The 20,461-nt window shown below is 59.5% G+C and carries 28 protein-coding genes and 2 pseudogenes; 17 read left to right on the forward strand and 13 right to left on the reverse strand.

Annotated features, from left to right (window positions below; all coding sequences use genetic code 11):
• Positions 1 to 67: 67 nt before the first annotated feature.
• The 4 genes from QMO82_RS10435 to QMO82_RS10450 form a co-directional block, all read right to left on the reverse strand.
• Entirely contained in the window at positions 68 to 628 is a 561-nt protein-coding gene (locus tag QMO82_RS10435; RefSeq protein WP_183607520.1) for a hypothetical protein, read from the reverse strand.
• Positions 625 to 1,158, reverse strand: coding sequence for a hypothetical protein (locus QMO82_RS10440; RefSeq protein ID WP_183607519.1), 534 nt, complete (start codon positions 1,156 to 1,158; stop codon positions 625 to 627). The genes QMO82_RS10435 and QMO82_RS10440 overlap by 4 nt, the downstream gene beginning before the upstream one ends.
• Complete coding sequence (locus tag QMO82_RS10445; protein WP_183607518.1) at positions 1,155 to 1,469, reverse strand: hypothetical protein; 315 nt, start codon at positions 1,467 to 1,469, stop codon at positions 1,155 to 1,157. The genes QMO82_RS10440 and QMO82_RS10445 overlap by 4 nt, the downstream gene beginning before the upstream one ends.
• A 306-nt stretch (positions 1,470 to 1,775) precedes the next feature.
• Entirely contained in the window at positions 1,776 to 2,528 is a 753-nt protein-coding gene (locus tag QMO82_RS10450; RefSeq protein ID WP_183607517.1) for a hypothetical protein, read from the reverse strand.
• A 236-nt stretch (positions 2,529 to 2,764) separates the two neighbouring features.
• Between QMO82_RS10450 and QMO82_RS10455 the strand changes: the two genes are divergently transcribed.
• The 3 genes from QMO82_RS10455 (at position 2,765) to QMO82_RS10465 (ending at position 4,869) form a co-directional block, all read left to right on the forward strand.
• On the forward strand, positions 2,765 to 3,340 hold the full coding sequence (locus QMO82_RS10455) for a hypothetical protein (protein WP_183607516.1): 576 nt from the start codon (positions 2,765 to 2,767) through the stop codon (positions 3,338 to 3,340).
• Entirely contained in the window at positions 3,337 to 3,852 is a 516-nt protein-coding gene (locus QMO82_RS10460) for a hypothetical protein (RefSeq protein WP_183607515.1), read from the forward strand. The genes QMO82_RS10455 and QMO82_RS10460 overlap by 4 nt, the downstream gene beginning before the upstream one ends.
• Before the next feature lie 735 nt (positions 3,853 to 4,587).
• Positions 4,588 to 4,869: a DUF3892 domain-containing protein gene (locus QMO82_RS10465; RefSeq protein ID WP_183607514.1), complete on the forward strand. Its 282-nt coding sequence runs from the start codon at positions 4,588 to 4,590 to the stop codon at positions 4,867 to 4,869.
• Positions 4,870 to 4,935: 66 nt separating this feature from the next.
• Here QMO82_RS10465 and QMO82_RS10470 read toward each other — a convergent pair whose 3' ends face one another.
• From QMO82_RS10470 to map, 4 genes and pseudogenes are all read right to left on the reverse strand, one after another.
• Entirely contained in the window at positions 4,936 to 5,856 is a 921-nt protein-coding gene (locus QMO82_RS10470; RefSeq protein WP_183607513.1) for a hypothetical protein, read from the reverse strand.
• Complete coding sequence (locus tag QMO82_RS10475) at positions 5,843 to 6,094, reverse strand: hypothetical protein (protein WP_183607711.1); 252 nt, start codon at positions 6,092 to 6,094, stop codon at positions 5,843 to 5,845. The genes QMO82_RS10470 and QMO82_RS10475 overlap by 14 nt, the downstream gene beginning before the upstream one ends.
• A 129-nt stretch (positions 6,095 to 6,223) precedes the next feature.
• Positions 6,224 to 6,760 (reverse strand): annotated as a pseudogene (locus QMO82_RS10480) (RadC family protein); the annotation flags it as partial.
• A gap of 7 nt (positions 6,761 to 6,767) precedes the next feature.
• Positions 6,768 to 7,604 carry a type I methionyl aminopeptidase gene (gene map, locus QMO82_RS10485; protein WP_183607512.1) on the reverse strand — a complete coding sequence of 279 codons (837 nt, stop codon included), beginning with the start codon at positions 7,602 to 7,604 and terminating at the stop codon, positions 6,768 to 6,770.
• Positions 7,605 to 7,852: 248 nt separating this feature from the next.
• On the opposite strand from map, the gene QMO82_RS10490 reads away from it, so the two are divergent.
• The 3 genes from QMO82_RS10490 (at position 7,853) to QMO82_RS10500 (ending at position 9,144) form a co-directional block, all read left to right on the forward strand.
• Positions 7,853 to 8,512: a TetR/AcrR family transcriptional regulator gene (locus tag QMO82_RS10490; protein ID WP_183607511.1), complete on the forward strand. Its 660-nt coding sequence runs from the start codon at positions 7,853 to 7,855 to the stop codon at positions 8,510 to 8,512.
• 132 nt (positions 8,513 to 8,644) lie between these two features.
• Positions 8,645 to 8,818, forward strand: coding sequence for a hypothetical protein (locus QMO82_RS10495; protein WP_183607510.1), 174 nt, complete (start codon positions 8,645 to 8,647; stop codon positions 8,816 to 8,818).
• Positions 8,815 to 9,144, forward strand: a complete 330-nt coding sequence (locus QMO82_RS10500) for a DUF6105 family protein (RefSeq protein ID WP_183607509.1) — start codon at positions 8,815 to 8,817, stop codon at positions 9,142 to 9,144. The genes QMO82_RS10495 and QMO82_RS10500 overlap by 4 nt, the downstream gene beginning before the upstream one ends.
• Here the strand turns inward: QMO82_RS10500 and ruvX are convergent.
• Entirely contained in the window at positions 9,084 to 9,575 is a 492-nt protein-coding gene (gene ruvX / locus QMO82_RS10505; RefSeq protein ID WP_063475658.1) for a Holliday junction resolvase RuvX, read from the reverse strand. The two genes, QMO82_RS10500 and ruvX, sit on opposite strands and share 61 nt — an antisense overlap.
• A 231-nt stretch (positions 9,576 to 9,806) precedes the next feature.
• Between ruvX and QMO82_RS10510 the strand changes: the two genes are divergently transcribed.
• The 5 genes from QMO82_RS10510 (at position 9,807) to QMO82_RS10530 (ending at position 13,196) form a co-directional block, all read left to right on the forward strand.
• Positions 9,807 to 10,511, forward strand: a complete 705-nt coding sequence (locus QMO82_RS10510) for a metal-dependent hydrolase (RefSeq protein WP_183607508.1) — start codon at positions 9,807 to 9,809, stop codon at positions 10,509 to 10,511.
• 69 nt (positions 10,512 to 10,580) lie between these two features.
• A complete protein-coding gene (gatC, locus tag QMO82_RS10515; protein ID WP_003558942.1) occupies positions 10,581 to 10,868 on the forward strand; it encodes an Asp-tRNA(Asn)/Glu-tRNA(Gln) amidotransferase subunit GatC in 288 nt (95 codons plus the stop codon).
• Between the two features lie 57 nt (positions 10,869 to 10,925).
• Complete coding sequence (gatA, locus tag QMO82_RS10520) at positions 10,926 to 12,407, forward strand: Asp-tRNA(Asn)/Glu-tRNA(Gln) amidotransferase subunit GatA (RefSeq protein ID WP_183607507.1); 1,482 nt, start codon at positions 10,926 to 10,928, stop codon at positions 12,405 to 12,407.
• Complete coding sequence (locus tag QMO82_RS10525; RefSeq protein WP_183607506.1) at positions 12,398 to 12,898, forward strand: GNAT family N-acetyltransferase; 501 nt, start codon at positions 12,398 to 12,400, stop codon at positions 12,896 to 12,898. Before gatA ends, QMO82_RS10525 begins: the two co-directional genes overlap by 10 nt.
• A gap of 22 nt (positions 12,899 to 12,920) precedes the next feature.
• Positions 12,921 to 13,196 carry a hypothetical protein gene (locus QMO82_RS10530; protein WP_183607505.1) on the forward strand — a complete coding sequence of 92 codons (276 nt, stop codon included), beginning with the start codon at positions 12,921 to 12,923 and terminating at the stop codon, positions 13,194 to 13,196.
• A 51-nt stretch (positions 13,197 to 13,247) separates the two neighbouring features.
• Here QMO82_RS10530 and QMO82_RS10535 read toward each other — a convergent pair.
• Positions 13,248 to 13,504, reverse strand: a pseudogene (locus QMO82_RS10535) (YjhX family toxin).
• 311 nt (positions 13,505 to 13,815) lie between these two features.
• On the opposite strand from QMO82_RS10535, the gene QMO82_RS10540 reads away from it, so the two are divergent.
• Entirely contained in the window at positions 13,816 to 14,325 is a 510-nt protein-coding gene (locus QMO82_RS10540; RefSeq protein WP_183607504.1) for a GNAT family N-acetyltransferase, read from the forward strand.
• A gap of 13 nt (positions 14,326 to 14,338) precedes the next feature.
• On the opposite strand, the gene QMO82_RS10545 is transcribed toward QMO82_RS10540, so the two are convergent.
• Positions 14,339 to 14,641: a DUF1294 domain-containing protein gene (locus tag QMO82_RS10545; protein WP_183607503.1), complete on the reverse strand. Its 303-nt coding sequence runs from the start codon at positions 14,639 to 14,641 to the stop codon at positions 14,339 to 14,341.
• Between the two features lie 130 nt (positions 14,642 to 14,771).
• On the opposite strand from QMO82_RS10545, the gene gatB reads away from it, so the two are divergent.
• From gatB to QMO82_RS10570, 5 genes are all read left to right on the forward strand, one after another.
• Positions 14,772 to 16,274 (forward strand): Asp-tRNA(Asn)/Glu-tRNA(Gln) amidotransferase subunit GatB, encoded by a 1,503-nt coding sequence (gatB, locus tag QMO82_RS10550; RefSeq protein WP_183607502.1) that lies wholly within the window; start codon positions 14,772 to 14,774, stop codon positions 16,272 to 16,274.
• Positions 16,275 to 16,277: 3 nt separating this feature from the next.
• Positions 16,278 to 16,781 carry a GNAT family N-acetyltransferase gene (locus QMO82_RS10555; protein ID WP_183607501.1) on the forward strand — a complete coding sequence of 168 codons (504 nt, stop codon included), beginning with the start codon at positions 16,278 to 16,280 and terminating at the stop codon, positions 16,779 to 16,781.
• A 4-nt stretch (positions 16,782 to 16,785) separates the two neighbouring features.
• Entirely contained in the window at positions 16,786 to 17,259 is a 474-nt protein-coding gene (locus QMO82_RS10560; protein WP_183607500.1) for a GNAT family N-acetyltransferase, read from the forward strand.
• Between the two features lie 103 nt (positions 17,260 to 17,362).
• Positions 17,363 to 17,761 carry an NADH:ubiquinone oxidoreductase subunit NDUFA12 gene (locus QMO82_RS10565; protein WP_183607499.1) on the forward strand — a complete coding sequence of 133 codons (399 nt, stop codon included), beginning with the start codon at positions 17,363 to 17,365 and terminating at the stop codon, positions 17,759 to 17,761.
• Between the two features lie 114 nt (positions 17,762 to 17,875).
• A complete protein-coding gene (locus tag QMO82_RS10570; protein WP_183607498.1) occupies positions 17,876 to 18,316 on the forward strand; it encodes a DUF2155 domain-containing protein in 441 nt (146 codons plus the stop codon).
• 231 nt (positions 18,317 to 18,547) lie between these two features.
• Here the strand turns inward: QMO82_RS10570 and QMO82_RS10575 are convergent, their stop codons facing one another.
• Entirely contained in the window at positions 18,548 to 19,327 is a 780-nt protein-coding gene (locus QMO82_RS10575; protein ID WP_183607497.1) for a class I SAM-dependent methyltransferase, read from the reverse strand.
• 132 nt (positions 19,328 to 19,459) lie between these two features.
• Positions 19,460 to 20,389, reverse strand: a complete 930-nt coding sequence (locus tag QMO82_RS10580) for a DUF2167 domain-containing protein (protein WP_183607496.1) — start codon at positions 20,387 to 20,389, stop codon at positions 19,460 to 19,462.
• Positions 20,390 to 20,461: the final 72 nt, after the last annotated feature.

A 20,461-nucleotide genomic window follows, 5' to 3' on the forward strand; every position in this document is an offset into this window, starting at 1 on the left:
ATGTTGTGCCGTCTTACCGGGTAGTTTCACCGTACGACCAGCGCCGCCGGCCTTTGTGTTTGCGCGTTCAAACATACCCAAGGTCCTTTGCTTCTTTGGTCACGCGATGGACATGACCGTCATTAGCCTCGCCGAGAAAGCCCAGCGACATTGGGCCGAGCGAAGACCAGCGAATGTCCAGATCTTCGAACTGAAACCGCAGTTCATCGTAATCAGCGCGTGCTCCGGCAACGCCCTGAAGCGCATGAACGAGGGCGGCAACACGACGGCCGTACTCCTTGCGGCAGGCATCGACGACCAATTTATTGGCCTGGATCCGCTGCTCTTCCAGTCTTTGGTTTATGACGGAGAGAGCTTTTTCGATGTCAACAGCTTCGGCCCGAAGTGTCTTCAACTTCTCGGCTAGACCGTGCTCGGTCTCCCCGCCGCTGCTGCTTTCGCCGAGAAGCTCAGCGACTTTTTGGGAATACTGCGCCGGCGGGCGTGTCGCGAGCTTCTCCTCGACGCTCCGCTGCTCACGTGTGTTTGCTGTCTGCTTGTCGAGTAGGATGCCGCGGCGGGTTTCGAAATCCTTATAGACCGGATCGAGGTCGCTGAGCGCTGGGACGCGGAATTTATCTGTTTTCAAGAAAAGATCTCCTGCAGAGCGTCCGCGAGCGCGGCGCCGTTGATCGTGAGTGATTGCCGATGTCCTGACGACTGCCAGTAACCAGCGAAAGCGCCGACGGCCTGGAAGCGGTGCGTGGAGCCGTCTTCGAAAATGACGGCCAGCTCAGGCCAGGTCGAAACGAACTCCAACTTCAAACGCCGTATGCCGACGTCGCCTTCGACAGCGAGGGCCGCGATCGAGGCCAAGTAATCGGCGGCCGTGACCTTGATGTTTGCGGGTGCGCCGGAGAGGTTGGCGCCGCCGGGCGAAAGCTCGCCATATGTCGCCACGGAGCGGGCCGCGAGATGCAGCGGGGCTGCGGCCGCATAGGCGACGACAAGATTGACCACGTCGACGAGCGAAAGCTGCGGCGCGGTGCGGGGGGCTCCGGTTGGGATGACTCCGGCCTGTTGCAGGCGCTGTGCCATCGAGACAAGGCGCCCACGACGGAAGCCGACGTGGCGCTCAAGTGCCGCGATCGCCGCGGCGAGAGTGGCGGTCTTCGTCATGCGGCTACCCACTGCAGTTTGTCGCCTTGCTGAGCATAGACGTCGTAGTCAGCGCCGGCGCGAACGAGGAAACGAGTGCCGGAAGTCGCGTTGGGCGCAGGGCCGATTGATACCCACGAGTCGGCAGCCGCGTTGATGCGGAAGATGGGGTCGGCGGCGATATCCGATGCCGCCGGTGCGGCGTTTGTCGAAGTGACGCCGGATGCCGGCGCTTCGCTCCACGAAATTTTGCCAAGAAGAGCTTGGGAAGCGAAGCGCTGCGACTGGGATCCAGCATAACCGCAAACGACATGGAGGCCTGAGAAAGCCATTGTGTTTGTCCTTATTTGGAGAATTGAGGGGTGAGTGGGCAATAAAAAAGCCGCCCCGAAGGCCGGTCGGTTGATGGGCCAGGCGAGCAGCGGCCGAAGCCGCGCTCAATAGCCCGATCGCAGCCCCCTCAGGTGGGGACAGCAATTCCTCGGCGCCGGTTCATCCGCGGTCGCCAGAGAATGTTGGTGAGCAACCGCGCGCGGCCGCCCACCTTCAGGGAGTGACAGCTCCCTGAAATAGAAAAGGCAGCATCGCTGCCGCCGATCTCTCTCCCTTACCCGTTGGGATTTGGAAATGGGGTACCTCTACGCCGCCGCGCGTCGACGACCACGCCAAAAGCGATCGACGATTTCGAAGCCGTCAAAGATGCGCGCGCGAGCCTCGCCCTTTGCCCCCTTGCTGCCGGCACCGAGCCGTTTGCCTATGGCGTCGAGCGTGAGGCCGTCACAAACTGCCCACTCGAAGGCGTCTAGGATCTTCGGTACGTAGGCCAATCGCGCGCGCAAGATTGCGAGCTCGCGCTTGGCATCAATGGCGGCAAGTATGACCTGGTCGCCGTTCCACTTTTTGGCGACCGGTGCGCCCATGGCCTTGCCGTCGACGCCAGCCATGGCAATGCGCTTGGCTGGGGTGTCCAAATTCGCCTTCCGGCCGGCCACCACTTTCACGCCTTTGCTCTTGCCGTTGCCATCCTCGCGGTGGACTAGGAAAAGGTTTGTCGCCTCTCGGCCGATCAACTGCGTCGGCATTGTTGCCGCGTCATGCAGTGCTCGATATCGCTCGGCGAGCCTCAGACACAGATCATTGCGCTCGGTGCGCAGAAGCTTTGCCAGCGGCCAGTCTTCGTTGTCATTTGCGTGCTGGCCGCGGAAGTGGTGAGAGGAGTACCATGCTACGCCAGCGCGGATCCGATATTCTTCTGATGGACCATCATTCGGCTGTAGAACAGGCTCGCCTTGGGATCTGATGCGCGTTCGCGCCGGCGTCCATTCGTCGGCGCTCTGGACGATAGGCAAAATAGTATCGCGCCGGTCGAAGACCGGGATTTCTTCAGTCATGCTGTCACCTTGACTTTGGGAGTTGAACCGTCCGCTTTTCGCGGATCTCGTCATTGGGGCGAAGGCCGTTCCGGCTCTCTTGGGTGATGATGGCTGCAGTCACGAAATGTAGTGTAAACAAACGAAAAAGACCACGAGATTTTGATTTCGGAAAATCAAGGCGCTGAGGGTCTCGAACGCTTGATTTCGGCCGGGATTCCCCTAACAGTTGCAAAGTGAGTTTATGGGGAAGGGCGATGAAATTAACTCTAAGTATGGCGATGCTCTTGATTTCAGTATCTGGAGCATTTGCAGGGCCGTTTGGCTTGGACAAGGGTATGAAACAGGGTGCGTTAGATATCCAGGCACCCATGGAAGCCGGAGCTTATCTTCTCAAAAGCGTGCCAAAGCCGCATGACGACTTCCAAATGTACGCAGTTACACTCGGTGAGCAGGCGGGGGTCTGTCGAATAGTAGCAATGTCTGCCGAAATTGAGAATGATCGGTACGGGGTAGCACTCCGAGCAAAATTCGAAAACATTCGATCACAGCTTGCTCAAAACTATGGATCATCAACGCTTTACGACACACTTGGAAACTCGGCGCTTTACAACGATAATAGTGAATGGACGATGGCGCTTACAAAACGTGAACGGGTGTATTCGGCAGAATGGAAAATTTCTAACAGCGCCGAGAAATCTGGAATTCGGGAAATCAGATTATCGCTGGCGGGACAGTCCCGTGACTCCGGCATGGTAACCTTGCTGTACATTTTCGATAATGTTGACGATTGCTTGCAGGAGATCGGCGCAAAGGGACGCAGCGCCCTATGAAGCTTTCCAAGGTCGTTGTCTGGGTTGTTTCTGCCTTCGCCTTGGCCGCGGTAGCGAACATTGCGTTTGTCACTTGGCCCGCGCTGAACTCAAAATCACAGGATCCAAGAAATAAGAAGGTCGGGCTATACACCTACTATCGATATGGAATTGACCCTCGCTCTATCGTCTTGGACCTGTGGTCGCTATCTCCTGAGGCAGCCATGGTGGATGTCGATCGTGTCCTCTTTGACACCGCCGAGGCGTTCAAGGACCGGGAATATTCTGAGATATTTTTGGCCTATCGCGGCGAGGCCAGATTCATTCTCGACGGTAAATACTTCAAGAAGCTTGGAGAAGAGCGAAAGTGGCAAAATCCAGTTTACACCATTCGGACATTAACTGAGAACGTGAAACAAACTGACGGAGGCAGCGCCTTCAGCACTTGGACAGGCGGCTTACTCGGCGTCATGAACAAGCAGATGGAAGATCACAGCGACTTCCACCGACAATGGTATCTCAAAGATCTGTAATTTCGGACCGAAAAGCTCAATGATTTCTCGCGCGCGGTGCGCACGCGGGGAGGAAAATCTGTATTTGCGTTAGTGCTCGACGGGGGCGCCGGTCCGAGGGAGAGTGGCGGGAGAGATCGAGGGCGCCCCTGCGTTGCGCATGGGTATCGGCAGTTGAACTTTCAAGATGCCGGGCGTCACTTTCCACTGGAAAACGTCCGCATCAAACAATTTCTTAACGTTTCTGCGTTGACACTGTTAACTATTGGCGTATAAGCGGGGATAAGTGAAATTTTCCCGTTAAAAGTTTGGTAACCACCTTGCGCGAATCCACTGATTCGGGCATGAAAAAAGCACGTCGACGAAATCGACGTGCTTTTGTGTGTTTGCCGCGGCTGGCTGGCTTGCCGTGAAGCAAGCCGTGCGCCGAAGCGGTAGTCTAGGCAACTCCGTAGATAGCGCCCAAAGGCCCATTTGGCAAGCCAGTAACCCACTAGGGAGATGCAGATGGCAAACAAGCCACCTCTTCGCCCCGGCAACGAGACACCGCGCTCTGGTCAATACCAGATCATCGGTCCTCGTGGTGGTGCTGGACCTGAGAGGACTGCCGTTCAAGGCAAGCCCCTCCCGCCAACACCGAAGCCGGGCTCTACCTACCGTCTCGTGGATCCCACCAAGACCGGTAAGTGATTGATGCAGCAAGTGGCGTGATGTCTCACGCCACTTGCGACCCCTATCAGTCGGAGTTTTCTCAATATGGCAGATGTACTGGTTTCCTGCATCAACAAGCGGGATCGTAACAGCACGCATGAAGGCATTACCCACCTCGGCAACCCAAATTCCGCCAACGGCGGCTGGAAATGGACTCGCGCGCAGGTGATCGCCTCAATCGAAGCGAAAGACAATACGTTCTACACACTGGTGAACGGTAATCGCGGCAACATCGGCGTCGTAGACGGGCCGAACGGCAAATACGTTCGTACCTACGCCGACGGAAAGTGGAATGACAATCTGCTTGCCCTTCCGGAATGCTCGTAAAGTGAGAATCGGCCGGCGCGAATGCCGGCCTCCTTCGGCAACTCTTGGTGACACTCTCAACCGGATTCACGCCGCCACCCTCATCGCACGGCGGCCCCACTCATCCGCGGGAACGTACTTCGGCGGCCCGTGGCGTCCGATAACATGCACCTGCTTACCAACCAGTTCGCCCACATCGCCAGGCATATCCGCACCCAGTGCCCGCAGGAACTCGGCAAGCTGGGCCTGGCCAGCTTCCTGCGCCCGCTGAGATTGGGACTCGACCGTAAAGCTATCGTCGCGCTCGCCGCCAACATCATCAGTCATCACAATGTAGATGAAGGTTCCTTCGTCATCTTGGTCGACTTCTGCCGCCGTGACAGTCAGTTCGACGATCGCCGTATCAACTTCAAAATCTGCCCCGACCGGCGCGGCCGAAAGGCCGTGCGCCGAGGCGGGTGCAGATATACCTACGTAGTCATCCCCCGTAGGGATGACGTAGGTTTGGGGGGCGGGATTCCGCCCTACTAATTGCTCTAGTGGGGCGGTTGGCCGCCCCACTAAGTTGCGTAGTGGGGCGGAATTGTGCCCCACTAGCTTTTGCGTGCTAGTAGGGCGGTTTTCCGCCCCACTACGACGCTTTTGTTTCGCGGTTGCGCGTTCGCGGATTTCCACTTTTATGGTAGCGGCGATCCGGTGCGCCCATTCAAAATTTGGCAAATATTCGTTCCCGCGAGTGCCGACACCAGTGCGGGCAACCCTGATGTATTCCCACTCAATAAGGCGGCGGATAGACTCCTTGATCGAGCCGTTGGACCGACCGGTCTCTCTCTCAAGGTGAGCCTTTCCGGTCGGACGTGTGATTCCTTTATCCTTCAGGAAGCGGTCGACGATCTCAAACAGGCAAGCGAGATCGCAGGCGGATAATCGCTTGTCCTTCGATGCGTACAGTGCGATCTGGAACTGGTCGAGCGACCCGATCTTATCCGGCGCCTTATCGCTGGTCATGGCGCACCGCCTCAAAAGCCTCGAGGGCTAGAGCGGTAAGCTGCTCGGCCAGGGGCTTCGAGAAGGTGGCGGTGCGCCGGTGGCCCGCCTGCGGCGCGTACAGAAGATGCCGGCCGTCGGCCTGCCGGACAAGGCGAAGGCCGTAAAGTCTGATGTCGTCGTTGAGCTCGACGTCAACGAAGGCGACGCAATCGCGCTGGCCGGTTTCTCTGGTGGGATGGGTATAGAGGATTTTCATGTCTCGCTCCTGATTATCGCGCACGACGGCGCGCCCGCCGGAGAGCCGGCAGGTGGTTGTGGTCATAGGGTTGGGGGACGTTACCTTACGGCAACGGGGACGCGTGCTAAGCTTTTCAATATCTTAGGACAGAATGCGGAATTGTTCGCGGGTCTCGTGCGCCATGGCGGCATGGCAATACTGGATGACCGACGACCACGAAGACAGCACCTGCTTGCTCCTGAGCTCGCTCTTTAGTGTCCGGTGGGCCACGGTCGAGATCAGCTTCAGGTCTAGCGCCACGGCCTCGCCGACACCCTTCACCTCCGTCAGCAGCGCTGCGGGCGCGCCGAAGACGCCGGAAAGCGAGCCGAAGCGTTCGATCAGCGCCTTGGCGATCGGCTTGGTGTCGCGCCGCGGGATCAGCCGGAAAAGCAAGAGTTCGAGGATTTCGTAGTCGGCAAGCGCGGTGTCGCCCAGCTCGCGGAAGCGGTCACGCAACCGCTCGCGATGGCCATGATAATGCTCCTGGCCGGCGAGCGAGGCGGGCAGGGCGGTCCTGGCATTCGGCACGAATGGTTTTTGCGGCTGTTTGCCGAAGAACGAGCGTTCGTCGGCGGCAATCGGCTCTTGCGTTGGGAAAGGCAGCTCGTCGTCGGAGGATGTCGAAACAGGGCCTTTCGCCATCGGAGCGTCACCCGTTGTGGGACGGCAGGCCCGGGCGATCGAGGCCACCAGGCGACAGCGTGAAGATCTCGCAGCCGTCGGAGGTGACGCCGACGGTATGTTCGTACTGCGCCGAAAGCGAGCGGTCGCGGGTGACTGCCGTCCAGCCGTCGGCGAGCACCTTCACATGCGGCCGGCCGAGATTGATCATCGGCTCGATGGTGAAGATCATGCCTTCGCGCAGCTCCGGCCCTTCGTTGGCGCGGCCGTAATGCAGGATATTCGGTGAATCATGGAACAGCCGGCCGACGCCGTGGCCGCAGAAATCGCGCACCACCGAACAGCGCTCTGCCTCCGCATAGGTCTGGATCGCCTCGCCGATCGCACCGGTGCGGGCGCCGGGCCTGACGGCGCCAATGCCGCGCATCAGCGATTCATAGGTAACCTCGAGCAGCCGCTCGGCGGCGCGCTTGATCGTACCGACAGGATACATCCGGCTGGAATCGCCGTGCCAGCCGTCGAGCACGAAGGTGACGTCGATATTGACGATATCGCCTTCGCGCAGCGGCTTGTCGTTCGGAATGCCGTGGCAGACGACGTGGTTGATCGAGGTGCAGGTCGATTTGGTGTAGCCGCGATAGTTCAGAGTCGCCGGATGGGCGCCGTGATCCATGCCGAAATCGAAGACGAACCGGTCGATGTCATCGGTCACCAGCCCCGGTTTGACGATGTCGGCCAGCGCGTCGAGGCAGCGCGCCGTCAGCTGGCACGCCCTGCGCATGCCCTCGAATGCTTCAGCGTCATAAAGCCGGATGGCGCCCGTATTCTTCGAGGGCGCGGAAGAGGCTTCGATATAGTTCACCATTGCAGGGCCTTAGTGGAGAATATTAGAATTGTTCATAATGCAGCTATGCCGGGTTCGTCCATCGCGATCAACCGCCCGGACGAGATTTCTGAATGGTTCCGACCCGCCTGCCATGCTGCTTTCCACATCCATTCGACGGCAGATCATCGGCCCGGTGGAAATATCCACAATCTTCCCAAGGGGATAGGATTGATTGCATGAGGCCCGCCCGCTACTCACCGATTGGTGACAGTGGGGAAGGGTCATTCATGCTGAATGAAGCGATAAATCTTGGGATTTTACCGGAGGCTGGCGTCGAGCCGGAACGGCGCGTGCGTGATCGCGGCGCCACCGAGCGTGCAATCCTTGTTGCCGCCAAGGGTCTGCTGGCCGAGGAAGGCTTCCAGAATTTCGGCATCAATGCGGTCGCCCGCCGCGCCGGCTGCGACAAGCAGCTGATCTACCGCTACTATGGCGGCCTCGACGGCCTGATCGAGGCGATCGGCGCCGATCTCGGCACCTGGGTTAAGGATCGCATTCCGGAAGATGCCGGCGGCATGTTCCTGCTCACCTACGGCGACCTGATGGAGCGGCTGTCGCTTCTCCTCCTCGGCGCGTTGAGAGATGATCCGCTGATGCGCCGCATCCTCGCCTGGGAAATATCGGAAAATACCGAGCAGGTGAGGCGGCTGTCTGAAGCGCGGTCGAAGGCGCTCGCTCTCTGGCTGGAGCGCATGCGCGGCTCGCTGGCGCCGCCGAAGGGCGTGGATGCGGCAGCCGTCAACGCCGTCATCATCGCTGCGATCCAGCACCTCGTGCTTGCCGCAGCGGCCGGCGGGCAGTGCGCCGGCCTGTCGTTGAAGACATCGAAGGATTGGGAGAAGGCGGCGACGGCACTGAAGCGCATCGTGCGCGGCGTCTACGGCTGACAGCTGCTTCATCCACAGGGGGCGGCCGCCCTGTTAACCCTAACGAATGGTTTACGTTGCCCGGCCGCGGTTAACTCGGCAGTGTGGTGGTGAGCAGAGATGGAATGAGTGAGAGCCCCCGAGTTGACATCCATGGGAACCAAGATCGCTAAAGCCACGTTTTTTGTAACGGCGATGATGTTCTTCGCAGTCCTGGCGCTGGATATCGCAATTCCCACGCTGGTGCTTTGCATCATGGCATTGTCGACCTGGTTGGTCTCCCTCGATCTGCCCGTTGCGCGCAAGCATGGAGGAGAGGCCGCATGAAGTGGTTTCTATTCTTCTGGGCCGGCCCCATTGTCTTTCTTGGCGGATGGTACTGGCTCTCCTATTACGACATGAATTTCGGTATCTTCATGCTGACGCGGCAGGTCCATGACCTGACCTTCGAGCTTTACGGAAAGGCGCTCGGCATTCCTCCGGAGACCATCCCGCCGCTCGTAGCCCGCGCGATCGCGGTCGACAGCCTCGTCGTCTTCGCCCTCCTCGGCTTCAGAAAGCGCAAGTCGATCATCACCTGGTGGAAGGCGCGTCAGGCGCTGAATTCGTCTCCCGACCTTGCCAGCAAGGAAAGCCTGTCGAGCGCGCCCTGAAGGATGAAGCTTGCGGCGGCCGAATCGATCCGTTCGGCCCGCTTGGCGCGCGAGACGTCCATTTCGAGCAGCGTCCGTTCGGCCGCCACCGTCGAAAGCCGTTCGTCCCAATAGACGAAGGGCAGCGCCGTCTTCTGCTCCATGTTGCGCACGAAGGCGCGCGTCGCCTGCACCCGCGGACCCGCAGATCCGTCCATATTCATCGGCAGGCCGATGATGAAGCCTGCGACCTTTTCCGATTGCGCGAAGTCCAAGAGCGCCTGCGCATCGATGGTGAATTTGACGCGCCGGATCACCGTGCGCGGCGTAGCGAACCGCCGCCCGAGATCGGACATCGAAAGCCCGATCGTCTTGGTGCCGAGATCGAGGCCGGCAATCGCCTGCCGCGGGGCGAGCGTCTCGGCCATTTCCTCGATTGTCAGCACCGTCATCGCCGTTTTCACTCCGTCAAAAGAAATTGAAGTCGCCGCCGCTTTTCTTTGCGGCCGTATAAGATATGTCCTTAGAGCATGATGCCGAAAACTGTGAGCGGTTTTCGGACGCCATCATGCTCCAATTCTTTGATTGAGATGCGGATTCAGATTTTGGGCCGATCCGGCCCAAAAACATCCGGATCTCCCATCCAAACCGGCTTTTACATAACGTAATAAAGGAGAGATTTCATGAAGATCACCTGGCTCGGCCATTCCGCCTTCCGCATCGAGACATCAAAGGCGAAGATCCTGCTCGACCCGTTCCTCAGCTATAATGCCTCCTTTTCCGGCCAGGATATCAAGGATGTTGCGGCAGGCATTACCCACATCCTGCTGACGCATGGCCATGGCGACCATGTCGGCGATACCGTGGCACTCGCCAAGGAAACCGGCGCCGTCGTTCTCGCCAATGCCGATCTCGCCGCCTGGCTCGGCTCCAAGGGCGTCGACAAGATCGAGATGGGCAATACCGGCGGCACGATCGCGCTCGGCAGCTTCTCAGCGACCTTCACCAATGCGCTGCATTCCTCCGCCCAGATCACCGAGGACGGTGTCTCGCACGCGCTCGGCAACGCCAACGGCCTGATGCTGCATTTCGACGACGAAGCCTCGATCCTTGCCATGGGCGACACCGACATCTTCTCCGACATGGCGCTGATCAATGAATTGCACCAGCCCGATATCGGCTTCGTGCCGGTCGGCGACCGCTTCACCATGGGCGGCGCCGTGGCAGCCCTTGCCTGCCGGCGCTATTTCAACTTCAAGACCGCGATCCCCTGCCATTACGGAACCTTCCCGATCATCGAGCAGACGGCCGAAAAATTCGTTGCCGGCATGGAAGGATCGCAGACGGATGTGAAGGCAATGAAGCCTTCCGAGAGCCTGTCGATCTGACGAAACCCCGTTGCGTAAGGCGGACATGGCCTTTATAGCGGGTAGGAAAAATCCTGTCCGGAGAATGCCATGTCCGTCGATCTTGCCACCGTGAAGCGCGTCGCCCGCCTTGCCCGTATTGCCGTCTCCGAAGACGAGGCAAATCGCATGGTCGGTGAGCTGAACGGCATCCTTGGCTTCGTCGAGCAACTCTCCGAAGTTAATGTCGACGGCGTCGAGGCGATGACCTCGGTTACCCCGATGGCGATGAAGAAGCGGACCGATGAGGTGACCGACGGCAGCAAGGCAGCCGATATCGTCGCCAATGCGCCTGTCACCGATCACAATTTTTTCCTGGTGCCGAAAGTCGTCGAATAAGGCTTCGAAGCCTCTTTCCGACCCTGTTGCCATTTCCAGATCTGAAGCGAAAACACGATGAGCGAACTCACCAGCCTGACCATTGACGAAGCCCGCCAGAAGCTGCGCGCCAAGGAAATCACCGCGACCGAACTGACCGAAGCCTATATCTCGGCGATCGATGCGGCCAACGGCCGGCTGAACGCCTATATCAAGGTGACGCCGGATCTTGCCCGCGTCATGGCGAAGAACTCCGACGAGCGCATCGCCACCGGCAAGGCAGGCGAGCTCGAAGGTATTCCGCTCGGCATCAAGGATCTCTTTGCCACCGTCGGCGTTCACACCCAGGCCTGCAGCCACATTCTCGATGGTTTCGAGCCGCGTTATGAATCGACCGTCACGCAGAACCTTTGGGATGACGGCGCCGTTATGCTCGGCAAGCTGAACATGGATGAGTTCGCCATGGGCTCCTCCAACGAGACCTCGCATTATGGTGCGGTGATCAATCCCTGGCGTGCCGCAGGCTCCAACCAGCAACTCGTGCCCGGCGGCTCCTCCGGCGGTTCGGCCGCAGCTGTCGCCGCGCATCTTTGCGCCGGCGCCACGGCGACCGATACCGGGGGCTCGATCCGCCAGCCGGCCGCCTTCACCGGCACCGTCGGCATCAAGCCGACCTATGGCCGCTGCTCGCGCTGGGGCACCGTCGCCTTCGCCTCCTCGCTCGACCAGGCAGGCCCGATCGCCCGCGACGTGCGTGATGCCGCGATCCTTTTGAAGTCGATGGCAAGCGTCGATGCCAAGGATACGACGTCGGTCGATCTGCCGGTTCCGGATTATGAAGCCGCGATTGGCCAGTCGCTGAAGGGCATGAAGATCGGCATCCCGAACGAATACCGCGTCGATGGTATGCCGGATGAGATCGAAGCCATCTGGCGCCAGGGCATCGCCTGGCTGAGGGACGCCGGCGCCGAAATCGTCGACATCTCGCTGCCGCACACCAAATACGCCCTCCCGGCCTATTACATCGTCGCTCCGGCCGAGGCATCCTCGAACCTTGCGCGTTACGACGGCGTGCGTTACGGCCTGCGTGTCGACGGCAAGGATATCGTCGACATGTACGAGAAGACGCGCGCTGCTGGCTTCGGCAAGGAAGTCAAGCGCCGCATCATGATCGGCACCTATGTGCTGTCGGCCGGTTATTACGATGCCTATTACATCCGCGCCCAGAAGGTGCGCACGCTGATCAAGCGCGATTTCGAACTGGCCTTCGACGCCGGCGTCGACGCGATCCTGACGCCGGCAACCCCGTCGTCGGCCTTCGGCATTGCCGATGAGAACCTCGCCGCCGATCCGGTGAAGATGTATCTGAACGACATTTTCACGGTGACGGTCAACATGGCAGGCCTGCCCGGCATCGCCGTGCCCGCCGGCCTCGACCAGAAGGGCCTGCCGCTCGGCCTGCAGCTGATCGGCAAGCCCTTCGATGAAGAAACCCTGTTCAAGACCGCTCATGTCATCGAGCAGGCGGCCGGCCGGTTTACCCCGGCCAAGTGGTGGTAACGGACCTCACGATCCGAAAGATAGCGGCTGCCGACCACCAAGCGGTCGGCGCCGTCGGCTTCGCCGCATGGGCCGCAAGCGATGCCTTCGAGGACAGCTATCGCGATCCCGATGTGATTGCCCGGGTGCGGCACGAGTTCGCCATCTTTCCTAAGGAAACGATAGGTGAGATCTTCGTTGCCGAACGGGGCGAAATGATCATCGGCTGGGGCGCGCGCGAAAACGAACCGAATTATGTGTCCGATCTCTGGGTACATCCCGATCATCAGGGTAAAGGCGTCGGCCGGGCTCTCCTGCTGCATTTGTGCGAGCTGATGGCGGCGGAGGGGCTGGCGACCGCCAGGCTCGACACGCATGCCGGGAACGACGGCGCGATCCGGCTCTACCAACGCTGTGGCTTCACCATCGTCTGGCGCGGCCGCGAATTTTCCAAGAGCATGGGCGTCGAACTCGAAAAGGTGCATCTGGAGAAGCGGTTGGCTGATCGATAGCCGGAAGCGGCAAGGAGGTTTTATGCCGAACAATGATCTTGCGCGATTGATCGAGGCAGCGGATCGCCTTGCTGCCGGCGGTTTCACCATGGGCGCGGATTGGCAGGCGGTACACGACATCTGTCAGCGCCACGAAGGCGAACAGCCGTTCGACTGGGGCCATGCGCTTTGCCATCGCATCGAGGGCGACGACTGGAATGCCGACTACTGGTATCGCCGCGCCGGCAAGACGCGCGGCACGGGCACGATGGCCGATGAGTGGTCGATGATGCGGACGGAACTTTCTGCAAAAGGTTGAGAGCATGCCCTGACCGCACCGGTTTCCAGCGCGGTCAGGATGGTTGCCGAATTACCTGTTGTTGAGCTGTGACCTCACCAACCTCAGCCCTCTTTCGGTGATCCGGTAGGGCTGGCCGCTTTTGGACTTGATTGCCCTCAGCCGCTTCAGCCTGCGGAGAGATCGAGGTCGACGCCGGGATAGAGCCAGCCGTCGCGGGTGAAGCAACTGACCGCCTCGATCTTCCTGTCGTCGTCGCGGGTAATTTCAATGCGGCCGCCCTGGGCCATGAGATGCAGGATGCGCTGCTCCGTGCGAGAAATGTCCATGTGTTGAGATCCGGTGTCGCGCCCGGCGGGGCGCAGAAAAACGATCTGGCGCTCATTCGAACGTCAGGGCTTCGTTTTTTCGGGCCCATGCGCGCAAGCGAACTTGCGGGCAGGGCCTTTACCGGGTCTCAGGCAGGCTCAACATAAAACACCTCGATAGGGTTTATTATTCAGCCCGGAAAATTCGGTCAAGAGCGTGGTCTCAGGTCAAAACCAGTCGAAAACCTTTACTTTTGGCCGATCATCCCTTTGGAGGTACTGGTAAATTCCGCGACTCAATGGTCTAGTTGCGGGGTAACGCGGAGGTGTCGTTGATCCACATTCGCAATGCTCGCGACGGCGAAGCGGAGCTATTGAGCGAGATCGGCCTGAGGGCCTGGCAAAAGGCGATGGCGTCGATCGGCGAATCGGACGCGATGATCGACGCAGCCCGCAATGCCTTTCGCAATTTCGTGGGAAATAACTGGCTGACCATCACCGTCGTCGAGCAGAACGGCCAGGTCGCAGGCTGGGCGGCGCGCGAGGGGCTGGATGAAACCATCTCTGATTTCTGGATCGATCCCGCCTTCACCCGCCAGGGGCTTGGTTCGGCTCTTCTCGAGCGCATCGAAAAGGACATCGCCGGCCAGGGCTTCGAGACGGCGGCGATGCAGACCCATTCCGGCAATGGCGAGGCGATCGGCTTCTTCCGGAAGCACCGCTACAGCATCCATTGGCTCTCGGTCGCCTATAATCCGAAGCTCGACCGCGACGTGCCCTCCGTTGGACTGACGAAACAGCTCGTTTCGGATAGCCAAGGTGAGTATGGGCTGGAATTCTGATGCTTCAAAAATCCTAAAGAAGGAGAGGGCTCCATTGCGGCAAGAAGGCCAGCACAGCAATCAGTGCGCCGTGCAGGATCAAGATCGCCGCCAGGATCGACCGGAACGGCTCCTTTCTCGTCTTGTGCCGCAGCAACTGCTGTGCAGCCAGCGCGCCAAGGCTGCCGCCGATCAGGGCAAGGATGAGAAGCGTGCGCTCGCTGATGCGCCGCCTGCCGTGGCGCGCCGCCTGCTTGTCGAAGAAATAGATCGAGAACACCGAGAGGTTCAGCGCCAGAAGCAGTACGGCCCATTTGATAATATCGATCATCGTCATCGGGGGAACCCTACCGTGGCTCCGTTAATGGATGGCAAAACCACGATGCGCGCCATGGCGAAAGCCTTGCACCGGCACGCCATTTCCTTTACCTCACCAGTGGAAAAGAACAGCCTGCAAAGAGCATCAGATGACCCTTGTCGACGTCCGCACGCCTGATCCGAAACGCTTCATCCCCGGCGCCACCGGCGACTGGGAAGTCATCGTCGGCATGGAAGTCCATGCCCAGGTGCTGTCCAATTCGAAGCTCTTCTCGGGCGCCTCGACGGAATTCGGCAAGCCGCAGAATTCGAACGTCTCGATGGTCGATGCCGCCATGCCCGGCATGCTGCCCGTCATCAACGAGGAATGCGTCAAGCAGGCGGTTCGCACCGGCCTCGGCCTGAAAGCCCAGATCAACAAGCGCTCCCTGTTTGATCGCAAGAACTATTTCTATCCCGACCTGCCGCAGGGCTATCAGATCTCGCAGTTCAAGGATCCGATCGTCGGCGAGGGGAAAATCGTCATTTCGCTCGGGCCGGACCGCCAGGGCCAGTTCGAAGATATCGAGATCGGCATCGAGCGCCTGCACCTGGAGCAGGATGCCGGCAAGTCGATGCACGACCAGCACGCGACCATGTCCTATGTCGATCTGAACCGTTCCGGCGTCGCACTGATGGAGATCGTCTCCAAGCCTGACATGCGCTCGTCCGACGAGGCCAAGGCCTATATGACCAAGCTGCGCTCGATCGTGCGCTATCTTGGCACCTGCGACGGCAACATGGACGAAGGATCGATGCGTGCCGACGTCAACGTCTCCGTCCGCCGTCCGGGTGAGGACTTCGGCACGCGCTGCGAGATCAAGAACGTCAATTCCATCCGCTTCATCGGCCAGGCGATCGAATATGAAGCTCGCCGCCAGATCGGCATTTTGGAAGATGGCGGCACGATCGATCAGGAGACCCGCCTCTTCGATCCGAACAAGGGCGAGACGCGTTCGATGCGTTCCAAGGAGGATGCGCACGACTATCGTTATTTCCCCGATCCGGATCTGCTGCCGCTCGAATTCGACGATGCCTTCATCAAGGCGCTCGAAGCCGATCTGCCGGAACTGCCTGACGACAAGAAGGAGCGCTTCGTGCGCGAGCTCGGCCTGTCGATCTACGACGCCTCGGTGCTCGTTTCCGAAAAAGCGATTGCCGATTATTTCGAAGCCGTCGCCGCAGGCCGTGACGGCAAGACGGCGGCAAACTGGGTGATCAACGATCTGCTCGGCGCCCTGAACCGCACCGGCAAGGACATCGAGCAGACGCCGGTTTCGCCGGCCCAGCTCGGCGCCATCATCGATCTCATCAAGGCCGGAACCATCTCCGGCAAGATCGCCAAGGATCTCTTCGAGATCGTGCTGACCGAAGGCGGCGATCCCGCCGAGATCGTCGAAACCCGTGGCATGAAGCAGGTGACGGATACCGGCGCGATCGAAAAGGCCGTCGACGAGATCATTGCCGCCAATCCCGATCAGGTGGAAAAGGTCAAGGCGAAGCCGACCCTGGCCGCATGGTTCGTCGGCCAGGTGATGAAGGCGACCGGCGGCAAGGCCAATCCGCAGGCCGTCCAGGCGCTCGTCAAGGCGAAGCTCGGCATCGAGGAATAAGCGGTGTATTTCGTCCGCACTGCCGGCGAGCGCGACCTGGAGAAGGTTCGCGCCCTGCTGGTCGACAGTTTTCATGCGACTTACGACGGCATCCACGGTGCTGCCAGGGTTGCTGAGCTGGCCGCCCATCTCTTTTCGCCGGCGGCGCTGAAGGCGCGCCTGGTGCGAAAGGACGCCGAATTCCTTGTTGCCGACGACGGCCGCAATATCGGCGGCATGGGTTACGCGGCAATGTCAGAGGCGTTGACGAAGACGGTCATGCTGCATCTCCTCTATGTCAGCCCGGCGCTGCAGCGCCAGGGCATCGGCCGCGATCTCTTCGCCGAGCTTGAAACCTGCTTCCCGGATGCGGAGATCATGCGTCTCGAAGTTGAGCCGCGGAATGCGGCGGCAATCGCCTTTTATCTCTCGCACGGCTTCACCGAGGTCGGCCGCAACGAGAATAGCGGGGCCGGGCAATCCGGCATTCCCTCGTTGATCTTCGAAAAACCGCTCGAGGGGCATTGAGGCCGTGGTAGTCGAGTTGCCCGACTTTCTCATTCGCCAGGCCCGCAAGGACGACCTGCCGGCACTGGTGGCAATATTTGCTGCCGACGCTGTCGGCGGTCATGGCGATACAACCGACCCCGAAGCCATTCAGGATTATCTCGGCGCCTTCGCGGTCATCGAGGCTTCACCCGACCAGACGCTTTACGTCGCGGAGTGTGGCGGCGAGGTGGTCGGTACATTCCAGACGATGGTGACGACCTCGCTGACCGGCCGCGGCTCCTCGGGGATGATCATCGAGGCGGTGCAGACGCGGGCCGATAGGCGCGGGCAGGGGATCGGTGCGGCTATGATCGAATTCGCCATTGCCGAGGCAAAAGGCCGCGGTGTGAGGCTGGTGCAGTTGACCTCGAATGCGTTGCGCAAGGACGCCCATCGTTTCTATGAAAGGCTGGGCTTCAAGCCGTCGCATCTGGGCTTCAAGATGGCTTTGAAATGACCCGCGCTTGTCGTGGAATCGCTGGACAATTCGCCTTGGCGACGGCATAAGCGAGGAAACGAATTCTGGTTTGGCTCGCATCTGGCGGGCACAAGGAAAAGACATGTGGAATCTTCTGGTTCAAACCTTTACCTGGTGGAACGGTCAGACGATGGGCACGCGTTTTGCGACCTGGCGTTTCGGCAAGCGCGTCGGCGAGGATGAATTCGGCAACATCTATTACGAAGGCGGCATGTCGTCCTACGGCCTGCCGAAGCGCTGGGTAATCTACAAGGGTTATGCCGATGCTTCCGCCATTCCGCCGGGCTGGCATGGCTGGATGCATCATCGCACCGATGTTCCCCCGTCCAAGGAGAGCTACGTCTCCAAGGAATGGCAGAAGGCGCATCGCCCCAACTTCACCGGTTCACCGCAGGCTTACCGTCCGCCGGGTTCCATCGCCGTTCCGGGCGAGCGGCCGCGCGTCACCGGCGATTACGACGCCTGGACGCCGGGCAACTGAGACGGCTTGACCGGGCGATCCCAAGCCCGGCTTTTGGCCACAATTGACCTATACCCGCAGGTTGGCCGCGCTTGACCGCGGTGTTGAACTGAAAATGTCTGGAGACGGGTAGATATGAAGCTCTTCACGCGGAACATCGTGCTGCGTGCCGCCGGATCGCTGCTGGCGCTCTCGGCCCTGCTTCCCCCAGTTGCGGCAAATGCCGCCCGCATCGAAAATCCGGTCGCCGTCTTCTCCGGCCTCGACAAGATTACCGGCCGCATCACGACCTTCGACGTCTATGTCAACGAGACGGTGCAGTTCGGCGCGCTACAGGTGACGCCCAAGGCCTGCTATTCGCGCGACCAGGCGGAAGCGCAGAAGATCGACGGTTTCGTCGAGGTCGACGAGATCACCCTCGACCGCAAGATCCGCCGCATCTTCACCGGCTGGATGTTCGCCGCCAGCCCCGGCCTCAATGCCGTCGAGCACCCGATCTACGACGTCTGGCTGAAGGACTGCAAGACGAGCTCGGACGTCCCTGCGCCCGACGGCGCCAAGGCGACATCACGCTAAAGCCCTCGGAGCCTGACGCTAAAAGGTGCCTAACAGTATCGCTACCTTGCCAAGCGCCGTATGAGTACGGAAATCAGTCCTGCGCATTGTGGTCTCCGTTCGTCCTTAGCAAAGAAACAGAATCAGAATCTAGAGCAATTCCAGGAAAAGTGCGAAGCGGTTTTTCGTCCGAAGTTGCGTAAAAACAAAGGGATAGAGCGATTCGGCGCTTCCGTTAAAAGCTGAACCGCTCTAGTCGCCGTGGTCAACACGGCGAGCAATGTACAGGTGAGTTTCGTAGTCCAAATTGAACTCTCCACCTTCACCGTCGATCGCTTTTGTGATTTCGCCGAGCAGCTCTTCACGTATCGCTGAACTGAGCATCCGAACATCCGATCGGGTGCGCAAGAAATTTATATAGCTCGATGTTGTGTGCTGCCACTTCCACGAATAGCATCGGTGCTCCACCGCCCCGAACAATCTCGACTCGTCAAACCAGCGTTTGAATGGACCACTAGGCAGGTACCAAGCTTCGGGCGGAGTCCCCCAGCCGCCAGTGTGATGCAGGAATATTCCTTTGAACTGTTCAAGCAGGGGCGTGGGTATCCCTACAGGGACATGTCCGAAGACCGCCAATGATCCGTTAGGCGAAAGCACTTCAGCGGCTTTTACGAACCGCACCTCCGGAGAGACCCAGTGCCACGACTGAGCCGCAATGATGAGTGGGAAGACTGCTTTGTTAGCAGGCCAAGCCTCGAACGTCGTCTCGAGCAGTTCAACGTTGGCAAATTTCGTTAGGGTTTCACGTGCGGTGCGGACCATTTCCGGCCCGGGATCAATCGCAAGGATCTGCAAATCCCGCGTCGCGAAGCTCTTCGTTGCCTGACCCGTTCCGCAGCCGACTTCGAGAAGGGTATCGCCTGGTTTCAGTTTGGCATACGAGACAACATCATCGACGAGAGCTTCGGGATAGTCGGGGCGTGTTTCCCTGTATACGCTCGCGACCTGATCGAATGTGAAGCGCTGTTCCATAGATTTGCCCTGCGTGCGAGAATAGCTCAGTAAAGCCATTCTTCATTCGCACGACAACATTCTAGAGGCTGGTCGAGCAGTGCAGGCCGGTCCTCTGAAACGGGTTATCGCAGCTTTTAGCCTGGGCGCACCTTATGCAGTGGGTGTCTTATTCCCTTTGAAAAGGCCCTTGGCAAAGCGGAGCGCGCCGCCAAGCACGACAATGACGACGATGCCGGCCTTTTTGAAGAAGGCGAGGGCGAGTGCCAGCAATCCAACTTTTGCGGCAATCTTGGCGCCGGCGCCTGCGGCGATCATTCCCGCCATCCCATAGGCTGCGATCTTGTCGCCTTCAACGTAGTCGGTGTAGGCCATTCCCTTGTCGAACTGCACCAGCTTGGTCACTGTGGGAATGGCGCCTTCGATTTCCTTCAACTGATCGAGGCCGGCGACGAAGTTGAATTGAAATACGCCCTCGCGGCCGAACACACGCACGGAATAATTTAGCGTGTGCTGCGGCTGTGCGTCATCGCCGAACAGCAGATCCCGTGCCCAGTGCAGCGCGTGCGCAGATCTGTCGTAGTGCGGGGTGGAAGCCCAGCCGACAAGCGTGATCTTCGGAAAACCCTGCTTTTCGCGTTCGGGGTTGTTTTCGCTGATCGCATCTTTGATATTTTGCAGCAATTCGTCGTAATTTGTCGTGGCGGCATCGGCGTCCGAGACATAGCCGTCGGCGCTATATTCGACGGTGGAACCCCAGGCCTCGATATCGGTCGGCGCGTATTTCGCCGGGAAGATCATTCCCTTCGTTCCCTCCGCCGCCGCCGGAGGATTTCCCCAGATGTCGACGAGCACCGTCTTCGCGTCGGCAGGGCTGAGATAATAGAAGTCGGCGGGCACGTTCAGCGTTGCCTTGGCTTCAGGCAGCTTGATCACGCCCTGCTGAAAATTGAGCTTCTCCAGCAATGGCTTTTCGGCGTCGGAAAAATCGCTCCTGTTCGGGAACATCTCCTGGTAAGGGCGCGCATCGGCCTGGCCTGTGAACAAGGCGAAAAGAATCGCGGCCGCAAAATATCGTTTCAACTTCTATCCCCCGTTGCGGCTCGGAAGCTAACGAACTCGGTTGAAAAATCAACGCCTGGATGAATAGACCGG

Origin of the sequence: Rhizobium sp. BT04, from assembly GCF_030053135.1 — a bacterium.
In the GTDB taxonomy this organism is placed as follows: Bacteria; Pseudomonadota; Alphaproteobacteria; order Rhizobiales; family Rhizobiaceae; genus Rhizobium; species Rhizobium binxianense.

What these genes read in the sequence shown, in the direction of transcription:
- QMO82_RS10440 (WP_183607519.1), bottom strand. Translation starts at nt 1,158, where the DNA reads ATGACGAAGACCGCCACTCTCGCCGCGGCGATCGCGGCACTTGAGCGC.
- QMO82_RS10445 (WP_183607518.1), bottom strand. Translation starts at nt 1,469, where the DNA reads ATGGCTTTCTCAGGCCTCCATGTCGTTTGCGGTTATGCTGGATCCCAG.
- QMO82_RS10450 (WP_183607517.1), bottom strand. Translation starts at nt 2,528, where the DNA reads ATGACTGAAGAAATCCCGGTCTTCGACCGGCGCGATACTATTTTGCCT.
- QMO82_RS10455 (WP_183607516.1), top strand. Translation starts at nt 2,765, where the DNA reads ATGAAATTAACTCTAAGTATGGCGATGCTCTTGATTTCAGTATCTGGA.
- QMO82_RS10460 (WP_183607515.1), top strand. Translation starts at nt 3,337, where the DNA reads ATGAAGCTTTCCAAGGTCGTTGTCTGGGTTGTTTCTGCCTTCGCCTTG.
- QMO82_RS10465 (WP_183607514.1), top strand. Translation starts at nt 4,588, where the DNA reads ATGGCAGATGTACTGGTTTCCTGCATCAACAAGCGGGATCGTAACAGC.
- QMO82_RS10470 (WP_183607513.1), bottom strand. Translation starts at nt 5,856, where the DNA reads ATGACCAGCGATAAGGCGCCGGATAAGATCGGGTCGCTCGACCAGTTC.
- QMO82_RS10475 (WP_183607711.1), bottom strand. Translation starts at nt 6,094, where the DNA reads ATGAAAATCCTCTATACCCATCCCACCAGAGAAACCGGCCAGCGCGAT.
- map (WP_183607512.1), bottom strand. Translation starts at nt 7,604, where the DNA reads ATGGTGAACTATATCGAAGCCTCTTCCGCGCCCTCGAAGAATACGGGC.
- QMO82_RS10490 (WP_183607511.1), top strand. Translation starts at nt 7,853, where the DNA reads ATGCTGAATGAAGCGATAAATCTTGGGATTTTACCGGAGGCTGGCGTC.
- QMO82_RS10495 (WP_183607510.1), top strand. Translation starts at nt 8,645, where the DNA reads ATGGGAACCAAGATCGCTAAAGCCACGTTTTTTGTAACGGCGATGATG.
- QMO82_RS10500 (WP_183607509.1), top strand. Translation starts at nt 8,815, where the DNA reads ATGAAGTGGTTTCTATTCTTCTGGGCCGGCCCCATTGTCTTTCTTGGC.
- ruvX (WP_063475658.1), bottom strand. Translation starts at nt 9,575, where the DNA reads ATGACGGTGCTGACAATCGAGGAAATGGCCGAGACGCTCGCCCCGCGG.
- QMO82_RS10510 (WP_183607508.1), top strand. Translation starts at nt 9,807, where the DNA reads ATGAAGATCACCTGGCTCGGCCATTCCGCCTTCCGCATCGAGACATCA.
- gatC (WP_003558942.1), top strand. Translation starts at nt 10,581, where the DNA reads ATGTCCGTCGATCTTGCCACCGTGAAGCGCGTCGCCCGCCTTGCCCGT.
- gatA (WP_183607507.1), top strand. Translation starts at nt 10,926, where the DNA reads ATGAGCGAACTCACCAGCCTGACCATTGACGAAGCCCGCCAGAAGCTG.
- QMO82_RS10530 (WP_183607505.1), top strand. Translation starts at nt 12,921, where the DNA reads ATGCCGAACAATGATCTTGCGCGATTGATCGAGGCAGCGGATCGCCTT.
- QMO82_RS10545 (WP_183607503.1), bottom strand. Translation starts at nt 14,641, where the DNA reads ATGACGATGATCGATATTATCAAATGGGCCGTACTGCTTCTGGCGCTG.
- gatB (WP_183607502.1), top strand. Translation starts at nt 14,772, where the DNA reads ATGACCCTTGTCGACGTCCGCACGCCTGATCCGAAACGCTTCATCCCC.
- QMO82_RS10565 (WP_183607499.1), top strand. Translation starts at nt 17,363, where the DNA reads ATGTGGAATCTTCTGGTTCAAACCTTTACCTGGTGGAACGGTCAGACG.
- QMO82_RS10570 (WP_183607498.1), top strand. Translation starts at nt 17,876, where the DNA reads ATGAAGCTCTTCACGCGGAACATCGTGCTGCGTGCCGCCGGATCGCTG.
- QMO82_RS10575 (WP_183607497.1), bottom strand. Translation starts at nt 19,327, where the DNA reads ATGGAACAGCGCTTCACATTCGATCAGGTCGCGAGCGTATACAGGGAA.